Below are 18056 nucleotides of genomic sequence, written 5' to 3' on the forward strand. Positions count from 1 at the left end.
TTTATGTTGCAAAAAAAGCCCGGACATGCCGAGCTTCTTAGGAGATTATGAAAAAGAAATGCTCACACTAGTCAGTTGTGCTAACCACTGTGTTCATATTATTTAGGAGTGACTTTAGTATAATGCCTCTAGCTTAATCCTAACTTAAACTTTTCTTTCACAAACCTTAACATAATATCTTAATGTCTAAAATGTCTCACACCTGTAAAGACCATGGCAATGCCATGTTTGTTTGCGGCATCAATAGAGTCTTGGTCGCGGACCGAACCACCGGGTTGGATGATGGCCTTAATCCCCGCCGCAGCAATTTCTTCGATATTATCCGCAAATGGGAAGAAGGCATCTGAGGCCAAAACAGCGCCATCCAAGCGGTTCTTGGCTTGCTCGATAGCGATTCGGACAGAGGCCACGCGGTTGGTTTGTCCAGGTCCTACGCCAAGTGTCATGTGATCATTGGCAATTAAAATACCATTTGATTTGACATATTTAATAGATTTCCAGGCAAACTCAAGAGCTGTCGCTTCCTGCTCAGATGGTTGGCGGTCGGTCACTACCTTCCAGTCAGCTGGGCTTTCCTCCACCCCGTCTTGGTCCTGTACCAGCATACCACCGACAACGCCTGTATACTCTTTTTCGACTTCACTTGCGTCCTGTGCGTCAAAGGCCAGTTCCAAAATCCGAAGATTTTTCTTTTTATTGGTCAAAATGGCTAGCGCATCAGCCGAGTAGCTCGGTGCGATGATGATTTCTAAGAAAATTGGATGCATCTTTTCTGCCGTCGCAGCGTCAACTTCTCTGTTCAGTACGACGATACCACCGAAAATCGATACTGGATCTGCCTCATACGCATTGTCCCAAGCAGCCTCGATGGTATCAGCTTGACCGACACCACAAGGGTTCATATGCTTTAGGGCCACAACTGTCGGACGGCCCTTGAAGTCACGGATAATGCGAATAGCAGCGTCAGCGTCACGAATGTTATTGAAGGACAATTCCTTACCATTGAGTTGCTTGGCAGAAGCAATCGAATAATCCGTCGGAATAGCATTTTGGTAGAAATCAGCGTTCTGTTGCGGATTTTCACCGTAGCGCATGGACTGGTTTAGATCGTAGGTGAGGGTCAATTTTTCTGGATTGCTTTCACCAACTTGCTTAGTAAAGTAGTCTGCAATCAAAGCATCATAAGCTGCCGTGTGACGGAAGACTTTAGCTGCCAAAGCTTGACGCGTTTCGTATGAGGTGTCACCATCTGCTTTGAATTCTTCCAAAATAGTTGCATAGTCCGCTGGATCCACGACAACGGTCACGCTAGCATGATTTTTAGCTGCCGAACGAAGCATGGACGGTCCGCCAATGTCGATATTTTCTACTGCCAAATCGTAGGTCACGTCTGGTCGCAAAATGGTCTCTTTGAAAGGATAGAGGTTGACAACCACCAAATCAATGAGCCCAATGTCATGCGTTTTTGCCGCATCCAGGTGGCTATCCAAGTCCCGACGAGCCAAGAGTCCGCCGTGGATTTTGGGATGAAGGGTCTTGACACGACCGTCCATCATCTCTGGAAAACCTGTCACATCGTCAATAGCAATCGTCGGCACCCCCGCCTGATCCAAAGCTGTCTTTGTACCACCAGTCGAGATAATTTCCCAACCCAAAGTGGTCAATTCTTTAGCAAATTCTACAATACCTGTCTTATCTGAAACGCTGATTAGGGCACGTTTTGTCATGATGATTTCCTTTCAGTTCTTTCCGCTTTAAAGCGTTAATTGGAGGCGACTTATTTAAACCCCGTTTTATTTTTGTGTTTCTTTTAAGTGGTGCGGATGGAGGTAACTCCCTTCGGGATTTCATTTCTAACTTTTGAGCCAAAATCTCAAAAGCTTCCAAGACGATTGATTTGTTATCAATCGTCTTTTCACTACAGCAAGAAACATCTATTGGGCAACCTGACAGTCGCTAGCTGTTCTCCTCTTAATTCCCAAGATCTCCAGAACCTCTGTATAGAGCTGGTATTCCGCATCATGTATGCGCTCTTCGAAACTCTCACGGGTGTCCTTTTCAAATCTCGGCACGCGCACCTGCTTGATAATCTTCCCCGTGTCAACACCACTGTCCACCCAGTGAATGGTAACGCCCGACTGATCAACACCAGCCTGCCAAGCATCTTCGATGCCGTGAGCACCAGGAAATTCAGGCAAGTAAGTCGGGTGGATATTGATCATCTTACCTTCATAGGCTGTCAGTAAAGTCGGTCCAACGATTTTCATATAGCCGGCCAAGCAGACCAAGTCGATTTCATGTTTATCTAGCAAGTCAATCAAGGCTTGTTCGTAGGCTACCTTGTTTTCAAATTCCTTGAGTTCAAAAGCGTAGGCCTTCACTCCGAGTGTCTTGGCACGATCGAGCACATAGGCATCTCTGTGGTCTGAAAAGACAAACTCTACTGGAAATTGCTCTGCGATAACCTGAAAATTGGAACCCGAACCAGAAGCAAATACCGCAATTTTCATATTCGATACAAAGGGATGATTCGGCTTGCCGAAAAATTCCGTAGAAAAATAGGAAAACTAACGACAACGCTTGCTTCTAGCTAGTTTTATCTCTTTTCATAGGAATTTAATCCCCTGTTCAGTTAAGCAAGTTAACTAAACATTCCTTTCTAGTATATTTTTACTTAATTACCACACTTGCATCAACTTTTTTGATGATGCGACCAATTTCGTAAACTTCTTCGTCCATCAAGGCGCGCACTTCTTCTACGTTTTCCGGAGAGACAGCCAAGATTAGACCAATCCCCATGTTAAAGATTTCAAACATTTCTTCATGCTTGATAGCGCCGTATTTTTCAAGAGCTGTAAAGATTGGCAATACAGGGATCTTATTTTCTTCGATTTCTGCCGCCAAATCATCGGCAAACATACGAGGGACATTTTCGATAAAGCCACCACCAGTGATATGGGCAATACCGTTGACGAGGCCTGCTTTTACCAGTGGCAGTACCTGTTGGACATAGATACGGGTCGGTTCAAGAAGGACGTCCTTAAGCGCTCTGCCATTGAGCTCTGGTAACAGAGCGTCCCCATCAAAATCCGCAAAGACCCGGCGCACCAGCGAGTAACCGTTGGAGTGGATACCACTTGAGGCCAAGCCGAGCAAGATATCGCCTTCTTTGACCTTGCTGCCGTCGATGAGCTGGGATTTTTCTGCAATACCAACCGCAAAACCAGCCAAATCGTAGTCGTCCTCGCCGTACATGCCAGGCATCTCAGCCGTCTCGCCACCAATCAGCCCACAACCTGCCTGGACACAGCCTTCAGCCACACCAGCAACAACCTGCTCCAACTTTTCAGGAACATTTTTGCCAGTGGCAATGTAGTCCAAGAAATAAAGTGGCTCTGCACCAGCAGCAATGATGTCGTTGACACACATGGCCACACAATCCTGACCGATGGTATCGTGTTTGTCGTACTGGATAGCCAGCATGAGCTTGGTGCCGACACCATCCGTCCCAGAAACCAGCACAGGCTCCTTGACTTCTAATTGCGTCAAATCAAACATACCCCCAAAACCACCGAGGGCCCCCATGACACCTAGTCGTTCAGTACGGGCTACATGCTTTTTAATCCGCTCAACAACCTCATAACCAGCCTCGACATCAACTCCCGACTGAGCATAAGCATTTTTTGACATAGTATTTCCCTTCTTTTATCATGCTTTACAGTAAATTGACAAAGTTTACAACACTGTCAATCCCTTGACAACTACTTAACCTTCTCGATATAAAAGCTAGTTTTTTCCTCCAAGCTTCTCATATACTCTTCTTCATAATCATAGAGAGGGGTCGGATACTTGCCGTCAAAGTAGGCGACACACAGACCACCATTTGGCGCATCCGTGTTCAATCCAATAGCCTCAATCATCCCATCTAAGGAAAGGTAGGTCAGACTGTCAGCTCCGATGATCTCACACACTTCCTCAGCGCTATGATTGGCTGAAATCAGCTCCCGACGGGTCTGAATATCAATACCATAGAAACAAGGGTACTTGAGTTCAGGACTACCGATCGCTACGTGTACCTCAGCCGCACCAGCATCTCTCAATAATTGAACAATTCTGCGGCTAGTGGTCCCCCGCACGATGGAATCATCAATCATAACCACCCGCTTGCCCTTGACCACACCTGAAACGGCAGACAACTTCATGCGCACGCCCTGCTCACGCAATTCCTGCGTCGGCTGAATAAAGGTCCGCTGAGTGTACTGATTTTTAACCAGTCCCATCTCGTTTGGCAAGCCTGATTCCTCAGCAAAGCCCATGGCAGCGCTGAGAGAAGAGTTTGGAACACCGACCACAATATCGGCCTCATGTCGAAATTCCTGCGCCAAGCGTTTACCCATATTTTTGCGTGCCGTGTGGACATTGACCCCATGAATGGTCGAGTCGGGACGAGCAAAGTAGACATACTCCATGGAACAAATAGCCAGCTGAGTATCGTCTGTATAGGTATCGTAGTGAATTCCCTCATCATCGATGACAATGACCTCACCAGGTTCAACATCGCGCACCCACTCTGCACCAACCACTTCAAAAGCGCAAGTCTCAGAGGAAATGACCCAGGCACCATTTTGCATCTGCCCTATAGACAGAGGACGAAAAGCATTTGGATCCAGAGCTGCCATCAGCTTATCTTCTGTCAATAGCAGATAAGCGAAGCCACCCTTAACAGTACTCAAAGCTTCCTTGACCTTGCCCATAAAGCTAGGATTGTGACTACGACGGATCAGGTGCATGAGGATTTCAGTGTCCGATGAGGCATTGAAAATAGCTCCCTGCTCTTCCAGCTTTTTCTTGAGAGAGATAGCGTTTGTCAGGTTGCCATTATGGCAAAGACCAAATTCCCCATCATGAAATTTATAAAGGAAGGGCTGGATGTTGCGAATATCTGCCGATCCAGCTGTGGCATAGCGGACATGACCAATAGCCGCGTTCCCTTTTAAGCGATCCAAATCAGCCTGATTTTTAAAGACTTCTGACAAGAGGCCCGTGTCACGATAACCTCTTAGAGTACCTTGATCATTAGAAACAATCCCTGCGCCTTCCTGCCCACGGTGTTGCAAACTGTGGAGACCAAAATAGGTGACTTGGGCTGCTTGAGGGTGTCCCCAGATACCAAAAACGCCACATTCTTCATTAAGTGATTTTACTTCGTTCATCGTATTTCCCTAATTATTTTCCAGTAAAATAGCTTATCGCTGCTGCGAAGAGACCTTGATCTTTCTTACCAGGAATATTTTGGAAAAGTCCATCTTCATAGCGTTCAGAGTGTCCCATTTTTCCGATAATTTGACCGTTCTTGCTTGTGATTCCCTCGATAGCATGGCTAGAGCCATTCGGATTGTAACGACTATCCATGGAAGGTTGACCGTCAAAGTCCACATACTGGCTGAAAATTTGTCCATTGTCACGCAAGATTGCAAATTCCTCATCTGTCACGACAAATTTCCCTTCGCCATGCGATACGGGGATAGCATGAATATCTCCGACCTGAACACCTGCCAACCACGGTGAATTGACATTGGCAATCCGCGTCTCCACCATCTTAGCAACGTGCTGATTGGCATCATTGTAAAAGAGAGTTGGACTAGTTTCATTCGCCTCTTCAAAGTTTCCGTATGGTAAGAGTCCAGATTTGACAAGTGCTTGGAATCCATTACAAATACCGATGATCAGACCGCCTTTTTCGATAAAGCTGTCAATAGCTGAGCGAACCTTGGCATTGCGCAAAATAGTCACAATAAACTTAGCTGACCCATCTGGCTCATCTGCTGCAGAAAATCCACCAGCAAAGAAGAGAATATTTGCCTTGTCAATGTTGTCAACCATGTTGTCAACCGACTGCTCAATACTTGCCGCATCCAGCGTTACAAAAGGAACCAATTTGACCTTAGCGCCAGCCTGTTCAAAAGCCTTGGCCGAGTCATATTCCGAGTTAGTTCCCGGGAATACTGGAATGTAAACCAATGGTTGATCAACTTTTTCTGTAGCCCTGATAACTGCTTCTGAGGCAATGGCTGGAACTTCCTGCAAGTCACTTGCTTGATCAAATGTTGTTGGATAGACTTCTTCTAATGTCCCTTCAAAAGCCGCTTGCAATTCTGTACCTGATAGATTGACACCATTGACAACCAATGTAAAGTCGGCTGTCGTTTGACCGATTTTCAGGGCTCCGTCAATTTCTTCTGCTGAAGTAAAGACAAATCCACCCAACTGACCTGTCAAACTAGTGTCAACTTGATCTAATTGGACTCTTGCACCTATATGATTTCCAAAGGTCATCAGAGCCAGATTTTCTAAGACACCACCGTACTTGACGGCGCTAGCAGCCGTAATTGAATACTGGCTCTGCCATTTTTCAAAAGTCTCAAAATTAGACTTGACCAAGTCAAAATCAATGTCTGCTGATAAGGCTTGACCAGGCAGATAATAAATGTACTGGCCTGCTGCCTTGAACTCAGGTGAGAGAACCTTGCGACTATCCGCAGTCGTTACCCCAAACGCAACCAAGGTTGGCGGAACCGTCAACTCCTCGAAGGTTCCTGACATGGAGTCCTTGCCCCCAATAGATGGTAAACCGAGCTGGATCTGCGCCTCAATGGAGCCCAGAAGAGCTGCTACTGGCTGACCAAAGCGCTCCGCCTGCTTATCCATCCGCTCAAAATACTCCTGATAAGAGAAACGAGCCTTGGACCAGTTGGCACCTGCCGCAACCAAGCGAGCTGTCGATTCAATAACAGCATAGGCAGCCCCATGATAAGGCGACCACTCCGCTAGATAAGGATGATAGCCTTGGGCCATGACAGATGCTGTTCTAGTGATTCCATTCTGTACCGGTATTTTTTGGACAGAAGCCTCTGTAGGCGTCAACTGATAGCGACCACCGAGTGGATGGTTGACTGTTGACCGACCAACAGAAGAGTCGAAAATGGTCTGTAGCCCTTTTTGACTGGTATGATTGAGGTCTGACAGGACAGCTTTCACATCTGATGCTAGGGTTTCTATAGAGGTTTGACGGTTTTCTGGAAGGTTGACAGGCTTGTCAAGGACCTTGGCATCAACCACCACGCGCACACCGTTAGTATCTAGGAAAGCTCGTTCAATATCGACAATCCGCTGACCATTCCAAGTCATCACCAAGTTGGCCTTCTCAGTGACTGTTGCCACAACCACCGCATGAATATTCTCTGTCGCACAGGCTGCGATGAAGGTTTCCACATCTTGAGGACGGACAACAACTGCCATGCGCTCTTGCGACTCAGAAATCGCAATTTCAGTCCCATTGAGACCGGCATATTTGAGGGGTACCTTGTCCAAATCAATTTCCAGACCATCTGCCAATTCGCCGATAGCAACACAGACACCGCCTGCACCGAAGTCGTTGGACTTCTTGATTAGACGCGTTACATCGCCATTGCGGAAGAGGCGCTGGATTTTGCGCTCTTCGATGGCATTTCCTTTTTGAACTTCTGCACCAGCTGTTTCAACGGACTCAACCGTCTGAACCTTGGATGATCCTGTTGCACCACCAATGCCGTCACGGCCTGTCTTACCACCTAGCAAGATAACTACATCACCTGCAACTGGTTTCTCACGGACTACATTTTCCTTAGGAACCGCACCGACAACTGCTCCCAATTCCATCCGTTTGGCTACAAATCCTGGATGGAAATACTCACGGACATAGGTCGTTGCCAGACCAATCTGGTTGCCGTAAGAAGAATAACCGTGCGCAGCCGTTTTCGAAATAATCTGCTGTGGTAACTTGCCCTCTCGCGTCTCAGAAAGAGGCTGTGTAATGTCGCCCGCGCCTGAAATCCGCATGGCCTGATAGACGTATGAACGACCAGAAAGCGGGTCACGGATGGCACCACCGATACAGGTCGCAGCACCACCGAAGGGTTCAATTTCCGTCGGATGGTTGTGAGTTTCGTTCTTAAACATGAGCAACCAAGGCTCTTTGACACCGTCCACATCCACTTCAATCTCAACCGAGCAGGCATTGATTTCGTCCGATACTTCCATATCATCCAAGCGACCATTGGCACGCTCGTAGCCACCGAAAATGGTTGCCATGTCCATGAGGGTTTGTGGCTTATCAGACCGCTCTAATTCCTCTCGCATAGCCAAGTATTTGTCATAGCTTGCCTGCAATTGCTTTTGGAATTGTGACGCTGAAAAATCAATAGTACGCAATTCAGTCTCGAAAGTCGTATGACGGCAGTGGTCAGACCAGTAAGTATCCAATACCTTGAGTTCTGTCTCGGTCGGCACACGTCCGATGGATTTGAAATAGTCCTGAATGAAGAGCAAGTCTGCCACTTCCATGGCTAAACCAACTTCTCGCTTGTAGGCCGCAAAATCTGCTTCCGTATAGGTTTCAAAAAAGTCCAAGGTCGGAATTGTTGCATCAGATACAGAAAATTCCTGAGCTAAGAGAGGTGCATCCATATCCTTAAAACGGGAATCAACTGGGTTGAGCAAATATTTCTTAATCGCAGTTAAGTCTGCCTCTGTCACATCAGCATTCAAAATATAGAGCTGACCGGTATTGACACGAGCATCCTGACGGCTGCCCAAGAGCAATAGAGCTTCCTGTGCACTAGCTGCACGCTGGTCAAATTGTCCCGGCAAGGCCTCAATCGCAAAATAAACAGCCTGATCCAGCGCCAAATCTTGCTCGGTCAAGACCTTATCCGTCACCTGTTCTGTAAAAATATGCTTGACTGCCTGCTCAAACAAGTCTTCTTCCAAGCCAAAGAGATCATAAATCTGCACCAAACGCAGACTAGACAGACTGTTCAACTGCAAATTGTGGACTAATTCCTTGAGCAAAACCTCCGCCTTAATCTGAAAATCTGCTTTCTTCTCAACAAAAATTCGTTTCGCCATATCTAAGCTACCAATCCCCTATTTCACTTCCTGCAATTTTGCCAATACCAACTCATAGACATCCGTTAGAGACCCAAGATTTCTCCGGAAAACATCCTTGTCCAGATGATTTCCCTCCGCATCCCACAGACGGCAATTGTCCGGCGAAAATTCATCCGCCAATAGAATATGACCATCCTTGTCATAGCCAAATTCCAGTTTAAAATCGACTAAGCGCAGACCAATCTGAGCAAACAAATCCTTCAATAAATCATTGATTTTCCGCGTTTCTGCCTTGATATAGGCAAGGTCTTCCGTACTTGCCAAATCCAGAAAAGCAACGTGCTCGTCATTGATAAAAGGATCATCTAAGTCATCGTTTTTATAGTAAAATTCCACAATCGGCGTCGCAAGTTCTATCCCTTCTTCCACCCCAAAGCGTTTGGAAAAAGAACCAGCCGTGATATTGCGCAAGACCACTTCCAGCGGAATAATGTCCACCTTTTTATTGAGTTGCTCGGTATCAGACAATTGTTCAATGAAGTGAGTCGCTACGCCAGCAGCATTCAATTTGTTAAAAATAAAAGACGAAATGCGATTATTTAGTATTCCCTTCCCCTTAACCTCTTCCTTACGGGCGCCATTTAGCATGGTCGCTTGATCTTTATAAACGGAAATAATCACATTGTCATCATCTGTACTGTAAATATCTTTGGCCTTACCTGAATAAATAAGCTCACGTTTCATTTTATTGTTCGCCTTTCACTACTTTTACTAAAGTATAACACAGTTAAAATATAATACCAAACATTTTTTGTATCATTTACTAAAATAGCATCTTTGATACGCTTAAAAGCGAACAAAGTTTTCTACTATGTTAAATTTGAACGTATTTTATAAATTCAAACTTTCTATATAGAAATAAACATGCTCAAATAGTAGAAAATTTGACACATCGCTATAGTATTTGAAAACATTGAGAGATGGTGGAAACCTCTTCAATAATATGCATCAGCCTTCAGATTCTAGTCCATATCAAAAAAAAAGAGCTTGGACCTCCAAACTCTTTTTCTATCCCTAAATTCAAATAATTTCTAATACCTTTAAGGGAGACAAGTCAGCCTTGCCCTCAGCAACAACTTTTAATGTGTCCTACTGTCAAGATAATCAATTAAATCTTTGATATTATCTAATTGATCAACATCTTCATCAGGAATAGCAATCCCAAATTCATCTTCAAGAGCAATGATAAATTCCATCAACTCAATCGAATCAACTTCTAAATCATCACGCAAACTTGTTTCTAATGTTATAAAAAGCTCTGTATCATGTCGCTGTTCACGAACAACCTTCGTAATTCTTTCATAAATAACTTCCTTAGACACGTTCATCCTCCTTAGCAAAAGTTGCAACTAGCTGATCAACTACTTCTGATTCTAACATTGTCCTAATTTGCTTAATGGTGTGATAAATCGAAGCGTCATCACTAGAACCGTGAGATTTCACCACTGGCGCTTTTAAACCAAAAAGAACTGCACCTCCAGCTGAAGAATAATCCATGGTGTATTTAAGTTGATATAAACTATCTTTTAAGAAGAGAGCTCCTATTTTTGCTTTGAGACCACCAGATTTAATAGAAGTTTTCAACCCTCCCATAATGGTCAATGCTGTTCCTTCAATAGCTTTTAAGACAGCGTTTCCTGTAAAACCATCACTAACGACAACATCTGCCACCCCAGACATCAAGTCACGCGCTTCTACATTCCCTACAAAATGAATGGATGGATCTTTGGACAATAACTCATACGTCTCTTTATGAAGAGGATCACCTTTAGTTGCTTCTGTCCCATTATTCAAAAGACCTACACGAGGTTTTTGAATATGCCGAACATTTTGTGCGTAAAAAGAGCCCAAAATAGCATATTGGTGTAGATGTACCGGCGTATTCTCAGCATTAGCTCCCAAGTCTAGCATATCAAACCCTTTACCATCCGTCGTTGGTAAAGTGGAGAGCAATCCAGGACGTTCCACGCCCTTAATACGCCCAACAACAAAGAGACCTGCTGCTAACAAAGCTCCCGTATTTCCCGCAGACAGAACAGCATCTGCTTGCCCCTCCTTAACGGCCTTAGCAGCTAGAACCATCGATGCTTCTTTTTTACGACGAATAGCCTTAGCAGGTTCATCATCAGAGTCGATCTTTTCGCTCGTATGAACAATGCTAACCCGTTCATTCTCCGTCAAATACGGACGAATCTTAGCTTCATCACCATAAAGTTGAACCTCAATATCTGAAAAATCGTGAAGAGCTCTATTAACACCTGCCACAATGGCCTGTGGGGCATGATCGCCACCCATAGCATCGACTGCGATACGTTTCATGATTATACCTCATTACTTCTTTTTCTTTGGAAAATAGCAGAGCTGCCATATAAACGCCTTTTATTATAGCATGTTTTTATCTGATTTTCAGCCTTTGCCTTATTATCAGAAATTACTTCATCACATCGCCCCATTTACCAAGATCATCTATAAATTTCTTACTTTTTAAGTGTAAACCCACATATTCCTCATATAAAATATCGACAAAATCTCTTAATTTTCTTGTCATCTCAGACTTTATGGAAATATGTTTCAAATCCTGAAACGACAAAGAGTGAAAACGATCAATTAAATAAAGAACGTTGGGATCTAGGCGAAGACGCCGCTCATCTTCATGATAATGATCGGGACATAAAATACCTGCATAACGAAAGGAAAAATCAAACGGTAAACCCACTCGATGACAGAAAACACATTCATGAAAATTAAGCGAGACCCCAAAGCGGTGTAGGAGTTGAACTTCAAAGATCAAGGTCAATACCTCATAATCTAATCCTTCTTCAATCAGAGATAAGACCTTTTCCAGAAAAGCAAAAAGTGCCGAATCAGGTTGATTATCTGGAATAGCAGCATCGGCCAGAGCCATGATATAGGTCGCATAAGCCAGTTTAAACAAATCATCCGTAATGTGTTTAGGATAAGTCACCTCACGGTAATCATCGATATAAGAAAGCCCACTATCGTTTATTTTCACCAAAAACTCAGCCATCGTTAGGGGCTGAATAACAGACGTTAATTTGGATTTTCTAGCATGTTTCACGAAAAACATCCGTTTTCCATCTGTTTCTGTAAAAATTTTAACCAACTTATCAGACTCTCTATAATCTCTATTATAGAGAACAATTCCCTGAGATACTTTATTGATCATTGCCTAACATAAACTCTCTCAATCGCTTCATGGCTTCTTGGATAACTTCCATACTAGCAGCATAAGAAATACGCAAGTAACCCTCACCGTATGGACCAAAAGCAATCCCCGGAATCAAGGCTACAGCTTTTTCATGAGCCAATTTTTCTAGAAAAGCATAAGAATCTTTGCCTGCTTCACCTGGGATCTTAGCCCAAATATAGAAAGCGCCATCTGGACGAATGACTTCAAAACCAAGATCTGTTAAAGCTTCAACAATAACATCTCGTCTCTTACGGTACTCTTCACGCATCGGTAAAGCATCATCTTTACCATTCCTTAAGGCCTCAATCGCAGCATACTGTGTAATCGTTGTAGCTGAAGTAACCAAATATTGGTGACTTTTAACCAACTGCTGGCATAAAGCTTTATTAGCAAAAATAAAACCTAATCGCCAACCTGTCATCGCATGTGATTTTGACAAACCATTAATAACAATCGTTTGCTCAGGAAGATATTCTCCAATAGACACATGACCTTCTTCAGTATAGGTAATTTCTGAGTATACCTCATCTGAAATGACAAAAATAGGGTATTTTCGAATAACATTAGCTAAAGCTTCAATTTGTTGGCGCGTATAGACAACCCCTGTTGGATTTGTCGGCGTATTTAAAATAACAGCCTTCAACTTGTCTCCTTGAGCAAGAATAGCTTCCTCGAGAACCTCTGGTGTCAAAACAAATGCCGTTTTAGACGTATCAATCTCAATAAACTCGCCACCAAGCATTTTCGTTAAGGCTTCATAGATAGGAAAACCAGGGCCAGGAAACAGCACACGATCACCCGGTTCTAAGATAGCTGTCAAACTAGCTGATATGGCCTCTGTTGCTCCAATAGTCGTCAAAACCTCAGTTTCTGGATCATAAGTTAATCCATATTTTTCCTTAACAAAATCAGAAGCTGCTTGGCGCAATTCCAAAAGTCCAGCCATACCGGTGTAGTAGCTCTTATCTTCATCGATAGCCCTCTTAGCTGCATCTTTTATATGTTGAGGTGTTGGAAAATCAGGCTCACCTAGTGTCATCCTAAGCATCCCAGGAATTCCAGAAATAGATTGATCAAATTGACGGATCAAAGAAACCTCCAATTGATCTAGATTATGATTATAGCGATGGCTGACATCCATATGAGCTCTCCTTTAATTAGATATAATATCCCATTATACAAAAAATTCTGACAGATTGCACAACTGATAAAAAGAAAAAGAGCTTCTTCAATTAAGAAACTCTTCAAAAAACAATTAATATAATTATTTCGATAATTCAAACAGTGGAGAAAGGGGACGTTTTTCATGAATACGAATAATCGCATCACCGATTAAATCAGCAATCGAAATTTGCTCAATTTTGTCAATCAAACGTTCTTGAGGAAGGTAAATCGTATCCAATACAACCAATTTTTCAATCGCTGATTTTTGAATATTCTCAAGCGCTGGACCAGATAAGACAGGATGAGTACATGACGCATAGACGCATGTCGCTCCCGCTTCTGCTAGGGCATCTGCCGCATGACAGATGGTACCCGCTGTATCGATCATATCATCAATCAAAATACATGTCTTACCTTCGACGTTACCAATGATATTCATGACTTCACTAGTATTCATCTTATCGACACTACGGCGCTTATCAATAATCGCAATAGGAGTGTGTAGAAATTGTGCCAACTTACGCGCACGCGTCACACCACCATGATCCGGACTCACAACAACGACATCATCACCAACAAGACCATGACGATCAAAATAATCAGCAATCAATGGTGCCCCCATAAGATGGTCAACAGGAATATCAAAGAAACCTTGAATTTGTGCTGCATGAAGATCAACAGTCAATAGGCGATTAACACCTGCAACCTCTAACATGTCTGCTACTAATTTTGAAGTAATAGGCTCGCGAGAGCGTGCTTTACGGTCCTGACGTGCATAACCATAATAAGGCATGACAACATTAATAGTTTCCGCACTTGCACGTTTTAAAGCATCAACCATAATCAAAATTTCCATCAAATTGTCATTAACTGGCGAGCTTGTTGACTGTAAAATAAAGACATGATGCCCTCGAATAGACTCTTCAATGTTTACTTGAATTTCTCCATCCGAAAATTGACGCACAGTTGATTTTCCAAGATTTATGCCAATTGTTTCAGCAACTTTCTCTGCTAATTCTTTGTTTGATGATAATGCAAACAACTTTAAATTAGAATAAGACATGATTTCCTCCATCTGTTTAGTCCCCTATTATTCTACCGTTTTTACACTTTTTTTTCAAACAAAATTACGGATAAGTCCTAATAAAAAGGAAAAATAAAAGAGGATCAAATCCCCTTTTTTGCATATTATCTTGGATAGATATAAACAGCTGCACCTTGGTAAGTAGCTGTTGGATTAAACCAACCACGGTGATTTCCAATTGACTGAATACCATTGTAGTTTGATTCCATAACTTGAATGCGTGTTGAACTTTCAACTGCTGTTACGTATGCCACGTGTCCATAACCGCCATCATTCCAAACAGCAATAGAACCTACAGTTGGAGTAGAACCCACACTAAATCCTGCTGCTGCTGCTGAAGCAGCCCATTGTCCACCATTACCCCAGTTATTACCAGCCCATGGTGCCAAAGATTTCACACCCCATGTACATTGACCAATAGGGTAAGTATTACCTGCTGTATTTACTGTTGGAGTGACAGAAGCTGTTTGGCTAGCAACTGGACGAGAAACAGTTGGAGTAGCTTGTGCTGTTTGGGATGCTGCTGAAGCGGACTGTGATACTGACGCCACAGACTGAGCACTTGCTGCTTGTGATGCAGGTGTAGTTGACGTTGACGCTACTTGTTCAGAAGCTTTTTGTGCTTCAACTGCTGCTGTACTTGCTGATGCTGATGCAAGAGAAGTCGCTGCCTGTTTTGCTGCACTAGCAGACTCTGACGCTGCTACTTCAACTGCAACAGATTCCGATGCTGCTGCACTAGCAGCTGCTGAAGCCGCTGCCTCTGAAGCTACTGCTGATGCTGACGCTGCTGCTTCAACTGCAGAAGCAGATTCTGATGCAGAAACAGCTGCTGCCACTGATTGTGATGTTGACACAGATGCTGCCACTGACTCAGCAGTTGATTTTTCTGCAACCAATGATGTTTTCTCACCTTCTGCAGTAGCTAATTCTACAGCAAGAGTAGCCTGTGCAGCCTCTAATTGAGCCTGTTGGGTTACTAAGGTTGATTTGTTTGCTTCCAAAGTAGCTTGATTGGCAGCAATTGTGTTAATTGCTGCTTGATTGGCCTTTTGTTTTTCAGCAAGTGTTTCTTTATCTGATTCTTGCTGCTCCAACATATTGTGGTTAGCTGAGACAACTTCACGAATCGCAACAACTTTACTGATGGCATCTGAAATTGACTTCGAGTTAATGATTGTATTGATGTAATTAGTAGCAGTATTTTGTTTTTGTGCACTACGTGCTTGTTTTTTCAAGGATTCATTACGTGCTACAATTTTTTCAGATAAGGTCTGAATTTCTACTGATAGAGTTGCTGATTTCTCTTTTAATTCCGCATTCTGAATTTCCAAGTCAGCTTGCTGAGCTGACAAGGTACCAACTTGTGTTTGAATAGATTCAACTTCTAACTGCGCTGCAGTTTGTTGACTAGTCAAGTTAGCAATAGCATCATCTTTTGCCGAAATTTTCGTATCATAGTCTTCTGCATTGACAGATACAGTTGTTCCAAGCGTTACACCGCTCAATAGAACAGCTGATAAAATTCTTTTCTTCATGTTAAAAACTACTCCTTCGTAATTAGACAATAAACATTTTACCAAAAAATAGTACTATATATATTACGTCATTGTTACAATTCGTTTAAATCAAATGACTGAACACTGTAAAAAACTGATACCGCAACCTATTATCACTTCAAAGAAGCAATACTTAGTGTAAAAATTTTCAAAAAAGTATTTTGGGATCTATAAAACTGTAGTAGAACCATCTTGCAGAGATTGTGGAGTTTTTTACTGTAGAAAAAATCCACACGCCCTGCAATAAAGCGCTAAGATTTTATCATAGACTTACTGGAAAATAAATACCCTAATAGCACTATCATGGATTATGCAGACTCTTAGATTCATAAGGAAATTCTGACAAAACTGAACTATCCAACTCCTAGAAGCTCTGACTATATGAAACATATGAGTAAATACAATTTCCAAAAAGCCTCTAAAATCCCTCACCTTGAGTCTACCGATTATCCACCCCTCATTCATTTTAAAAAGCGCCGTTTCGATTGTAAAGAATATAGAAAGACGGCTGTCGCAAAAATCTCTCTGATCAAGAAGGACAACCAAATCGCAAGCATCGTTCATTAGAAAATCACCCAGCTACTCATTAAAAAACAATCTATGACAGATATCGTCAAACACCTTGCCGTCTCCACCCCAACAGTTATTCACAAGCTAAATGAGTTTCATTATTCAAGATTTTGACTCGCTAAAAGCCATCACAATCCTTGACGGAAACACGTATGCCACTATCCGAAACTACTTTCAATGGTATTCCAGACAAGTCAGAAATTGCGTAAATATCATTATTATAGACATGTTTCCATTGCATGGAGAGATGCTATAAAAAGTCGGAAATGACACAAACTACGTTTGTGTCATTCGTAACCGTACTATCCACTGGCTAAACTTTTCGTTTTCTTATTTCCAAGCTCAGGTTGTCCTTGAACCCTTTTGAACATAAGCATAAACCGTATCCGCATCCAAATCATGAATCAATTTGACCATAAATTCCATGAGTATGCTGCCCTGAAATGCAATGGAAAAGCAATTCAATAGAACATCCAAAAACTCAATAATCGATTCTTTTTACTTCCCATCTTTCAGATACATTTGACCAATTAAAAATCCTAGAAAAATTGCATTTGTACTTATCTGAATGCCAACATTAAAAAAGAGAAGACTAAATTGGTCTTCTCAAAAATCTATTATTTTATCAAGTATAGTGAATTGATAAAGTAATAAAATGCTAATCATTATAACTACGGAGAATAAGGGATTCGAACCCTTGCGCCAGTTACCCGACCTAACGATTTAGCAAACCGTCCTCTTCAGCCTCTTGAGTAATTCTCCTAATGGGCACGAGTGGACTCGAACCACCGACCTCACGCTTATCAGGCGTGCGCTCTAACCACCTGAGCTACGCGCCCAAGCACTATGCTTGGTTTATAATAAACTATAAAGCGGGTGACGAGAATCGAACTCGCGACAACAGCTTGGAAGGCTGTAGTTTTACCACTAAACTACACCCGCAAATGGCGCGAGACGGAATCGAACCGCCGACACATGGAGCTTCAATCCATTGCTCTACCAACTGAGCTACCGAGCCAATTTTAATTCTAATTGCGGGAGCAGGATTTGAACCTACGACCTTCGGGTTATGAGCCCGACGAGCTACCTAGCTGCTCCATCCCGCGATAATATTAAGGAGGATGTGGGATTCGAACCCACGCACGCTTTTACACGCCTGACGGTTTTCAAGACCGTTCCCTTCAGCCGGACTTGGGTAATCCTCCAAAAAAAAGTAAATGGACCTTGTAGGACTCGAACCTACGACCGCTCGGTTATGAGCCGAGTGCTCTAACCAGTTGAGCTAAAGGTCCAAGCAACAACCATAAATAGCGGCGAAGGGGATCGAACCCCCGACCTCCCGGGTATGAACCGGACGCTCTAGCCAGCTGAGCTACACCGCCAAATATCGGGAAGACAGGATTCGAACCTGCGACCCCTTGGTCCCAAACCAAGTGCTCTACCAAGCTGAGCTACTTCCCGAAGTATGCACCCTAGAGGA

The 18056-nt window shown here is 43.2% G+C and carries 12 protein-coding genes, 9 tRNA genes and 1 pseudogene; 1 reads left to right on the forward strand and 21 read right to left on the reverse strand.

Features of this window, described 5'->3' with window-relative positions:
• Positions 1-179: 179 nt before the first annotated feature.
• The 12 genes from purH to G574_RS0108960 all read right to left on the reverse strand — a co-directional run bounded on the left by purH (position 180) and on the right by G574_RS0108960 (position 15985).
• A complete protein-coding gene (gene purH / locus G574_RS0108905; RefSeq protein ID WP_029691892.1) occupies positions 180-1727 on the reverse strand; it encodes a bifunctional phosphoribosylaminoimidazolecarboxamide formyltransferase/IMP cyclohydrolase in 1548 nt (515 codons plus the stop codon).
• Between the two features lie 207 nt (positions 1728-1934).
• Complete coding sequence (gene purN, locus G574_RS0108910; RefSeq protein ID WP_029691895.1) at positions 1935-2510, reverse strand: phosphoribosylglycinamide formyltransferase; 576 nt, start codon at positions 2508-2510, stop codon at positions 1935-1937.
• Between the two features lie 160 nt (positions 2511-2670).
• Positions 2671-3690, reverse strand: a complete 1020-nt coding sequence (purM, locus tag G574_RS0108915; protein WP_029691896.1) for a phosphoribosylformylglycinamidine cyclo-ligase — start codon at positions 3688-3690, stop codon at positions 2671-2673.
• 71 nt (positions 3691-3761) lie between these two features.
• Positions 3762-5213, reverse strand: a complete 1452-nt coding sequence (gene purF / locus G574_RS0108920; RefSeq protein WP_029691897.1) for an amidophosphoribosyltransferase — start codon at positions 5211-5213, stop codon at positions 3762-3764.
• A gap of 13 nt (positions 5214-5226) precedes the next feature.
• Entirely contained in the window at positions 5227-8946 is a 3720-nt protein-coding gene (locus tag G574_RS0108925; RefSeq protein WP_029691898.1) for a phosphoribosylformylglycinamidine synthase, read from the reverse strand.
• A gap of 18 nt (positions 8947-8964) precedes the next feature.
• Positions 8965-9672, reverse strand: coding sequence for a phosphoribosylaminoimidazolesuccinocarboxamide synthase (gene purC / locus G574_RS0108930; protein WP_029691899.1), 708 nt, complete (start codon positions 9670-9672; stop codon positions 8965-8967).
• Positions 9673-10067: 395 nt separating this feature from the next.
• Positions 10068-10310, reverse strand: coding sequence for a phosphopantetheine-binding protein (locus G574_RS0108935; RefSeq protein ID WP_029691900.1), 243 nt, complete (start codon positions 10308-10310; stop codon positions 10068-10070).
• Positions 10303-11307, reverse strand: coding sequence for a phosphate acyltransferase PlsX (gene plsX, locus G574_RS0108940; RefSeq protein ID WP_029691901.1), 1005 nt, complete (start codon positions 11305-11307; stop codon positions 10303-10305). Before plsX ends, G574_RS0108935 begins: the two co-directional genes overlap by 8 nt.
• Before the next feature lie 112 nt (positions 11308-11419).
• Positions 11420-12175 carry a DNA repair protein RecO gene (gene recO / locus G574_RS0108945; protein ID WP_029691902.1) on the reverse strand — a complete coding sequence of 252 codons (756 nt, stop codon included), beginning with the start codon at positions 12173-12175 and terminating at the stop codon, positions 11420-11422.
• Entirely contained in the window at positions 12165-13340 is a 1176-nt protein-coding gene (locus G574_RS0108950; RefSeq protein WP_029691903.1) for a pyridoxal phosphate-dependent aminotransferase, read from the reverse strand. The genes recO and G574_RS0108950 overlap by 11 nt, the downstream gene beginning before the upstream one ends.
• Positions 13341-13463: 123 nt before the next feature.
• Positions 13464-14426 carry a ribose-phosphate diphosphokinase gene (locus tag G574_RS0108955; RefSeq protein ID WP_017770453.1) on the reverse strand — a complete coding sequence of 321 codons (963 nt, stop codon included), beginning with the start codon at positions 14424-14426 and terminating at the stop codon, positions 13464-13466.
• Positions 14427-14551: 125 nt separating this feature from the next.
• Entirely contained in the window at positions 14552-15985 is a 1434-nt protein-coding gene (locus G574_RS0108960) for a CHAP domain-containing protein (protein ID WP_029691904.1), read from the reverse strand.
• A 348-nt stretch (positions 15986-16333) separates the two neighbouring features.
• Here G574_RS0108960 and G574_RS12025 point away from each other — a divergent pair.
• Positions 16334-16808, forward strand: a pseudogene (locus G574_RS12025) (ISL3 family transposase); the annotation flags it as partial.
• Positions 16809-17250: 442 nt separating this feature from the next.
• Here G574_RS12025 and G574_RS0108970 read toward each other — a convergent pair.
• From G574_RS0108970 to G574_RS0109010, 9 genes are all read right to left on the reverse strand, one after another.
• Positions 17251-17338, reverse strand: a tRNA-Ser gene (locus G574_RS0108970).
• A 3-nt stretch (positions 17339-17341) separates the two neighbouring features.
• Positions 17342-17415, reverse strand: a tRNA-Ile gene (locus tag G574_RS0108975).
• 32 nt (positions 17416-17447) lie between these two features.
• Positions 17448-17518: transfer RNA gene (locus tag G574_RS0108980), tRNA-Gly, on the reverse strand.
• 3 nt (positions 17519-17521) lie between these two features.
• Positions 17522-17594, reverse strand: a tRNA-Phe gene (locus G574_RS0108985).
• Positions 17595-17608: 14 nt separating this feature from the next.
• Positions 17609-17682, reverse strand: a tRNA-Met gene (locus G574_RS0108990).
• 9 nt (positions 17683-17691) lie between these two features.
• Positions 17692-17781 (reverse strand) — tRNA-Ser (locus tag G574_RS0108995).
• 13 nt (positions 17782-17794) lie between these two features.
• Positions 17795-17868 (reverse strand) — tRNA-Ile (locus G574_RS0109000).
• Between the two features lie 16 nt (positions 17869-17884).
• Positions 17885-17958, reverse strand: a tRNA-Met gene (locus G574_RS0109005).
• Positions 17959-17963: 5 nt separating this feature from the next.
• A tRNA-Pro gene (locus G574_RS0109010) sits at positions 17964-18037 on the reverse strand.
• Positions 18038-18056: the final 19 nt, after the last annotated feature.

Origin of the sequence: Streptococcus hyovaginalis DSM 12219 (assembly GCF_000420785.1) — a bacterium.
In the GTDB taxonomy this organism is placed as follows: Bacteria; Bacillota; Bacilli; order Lactobacillales; family Streptococcaceae; genus Streptococcus; species Streptococcus hyovaginalis.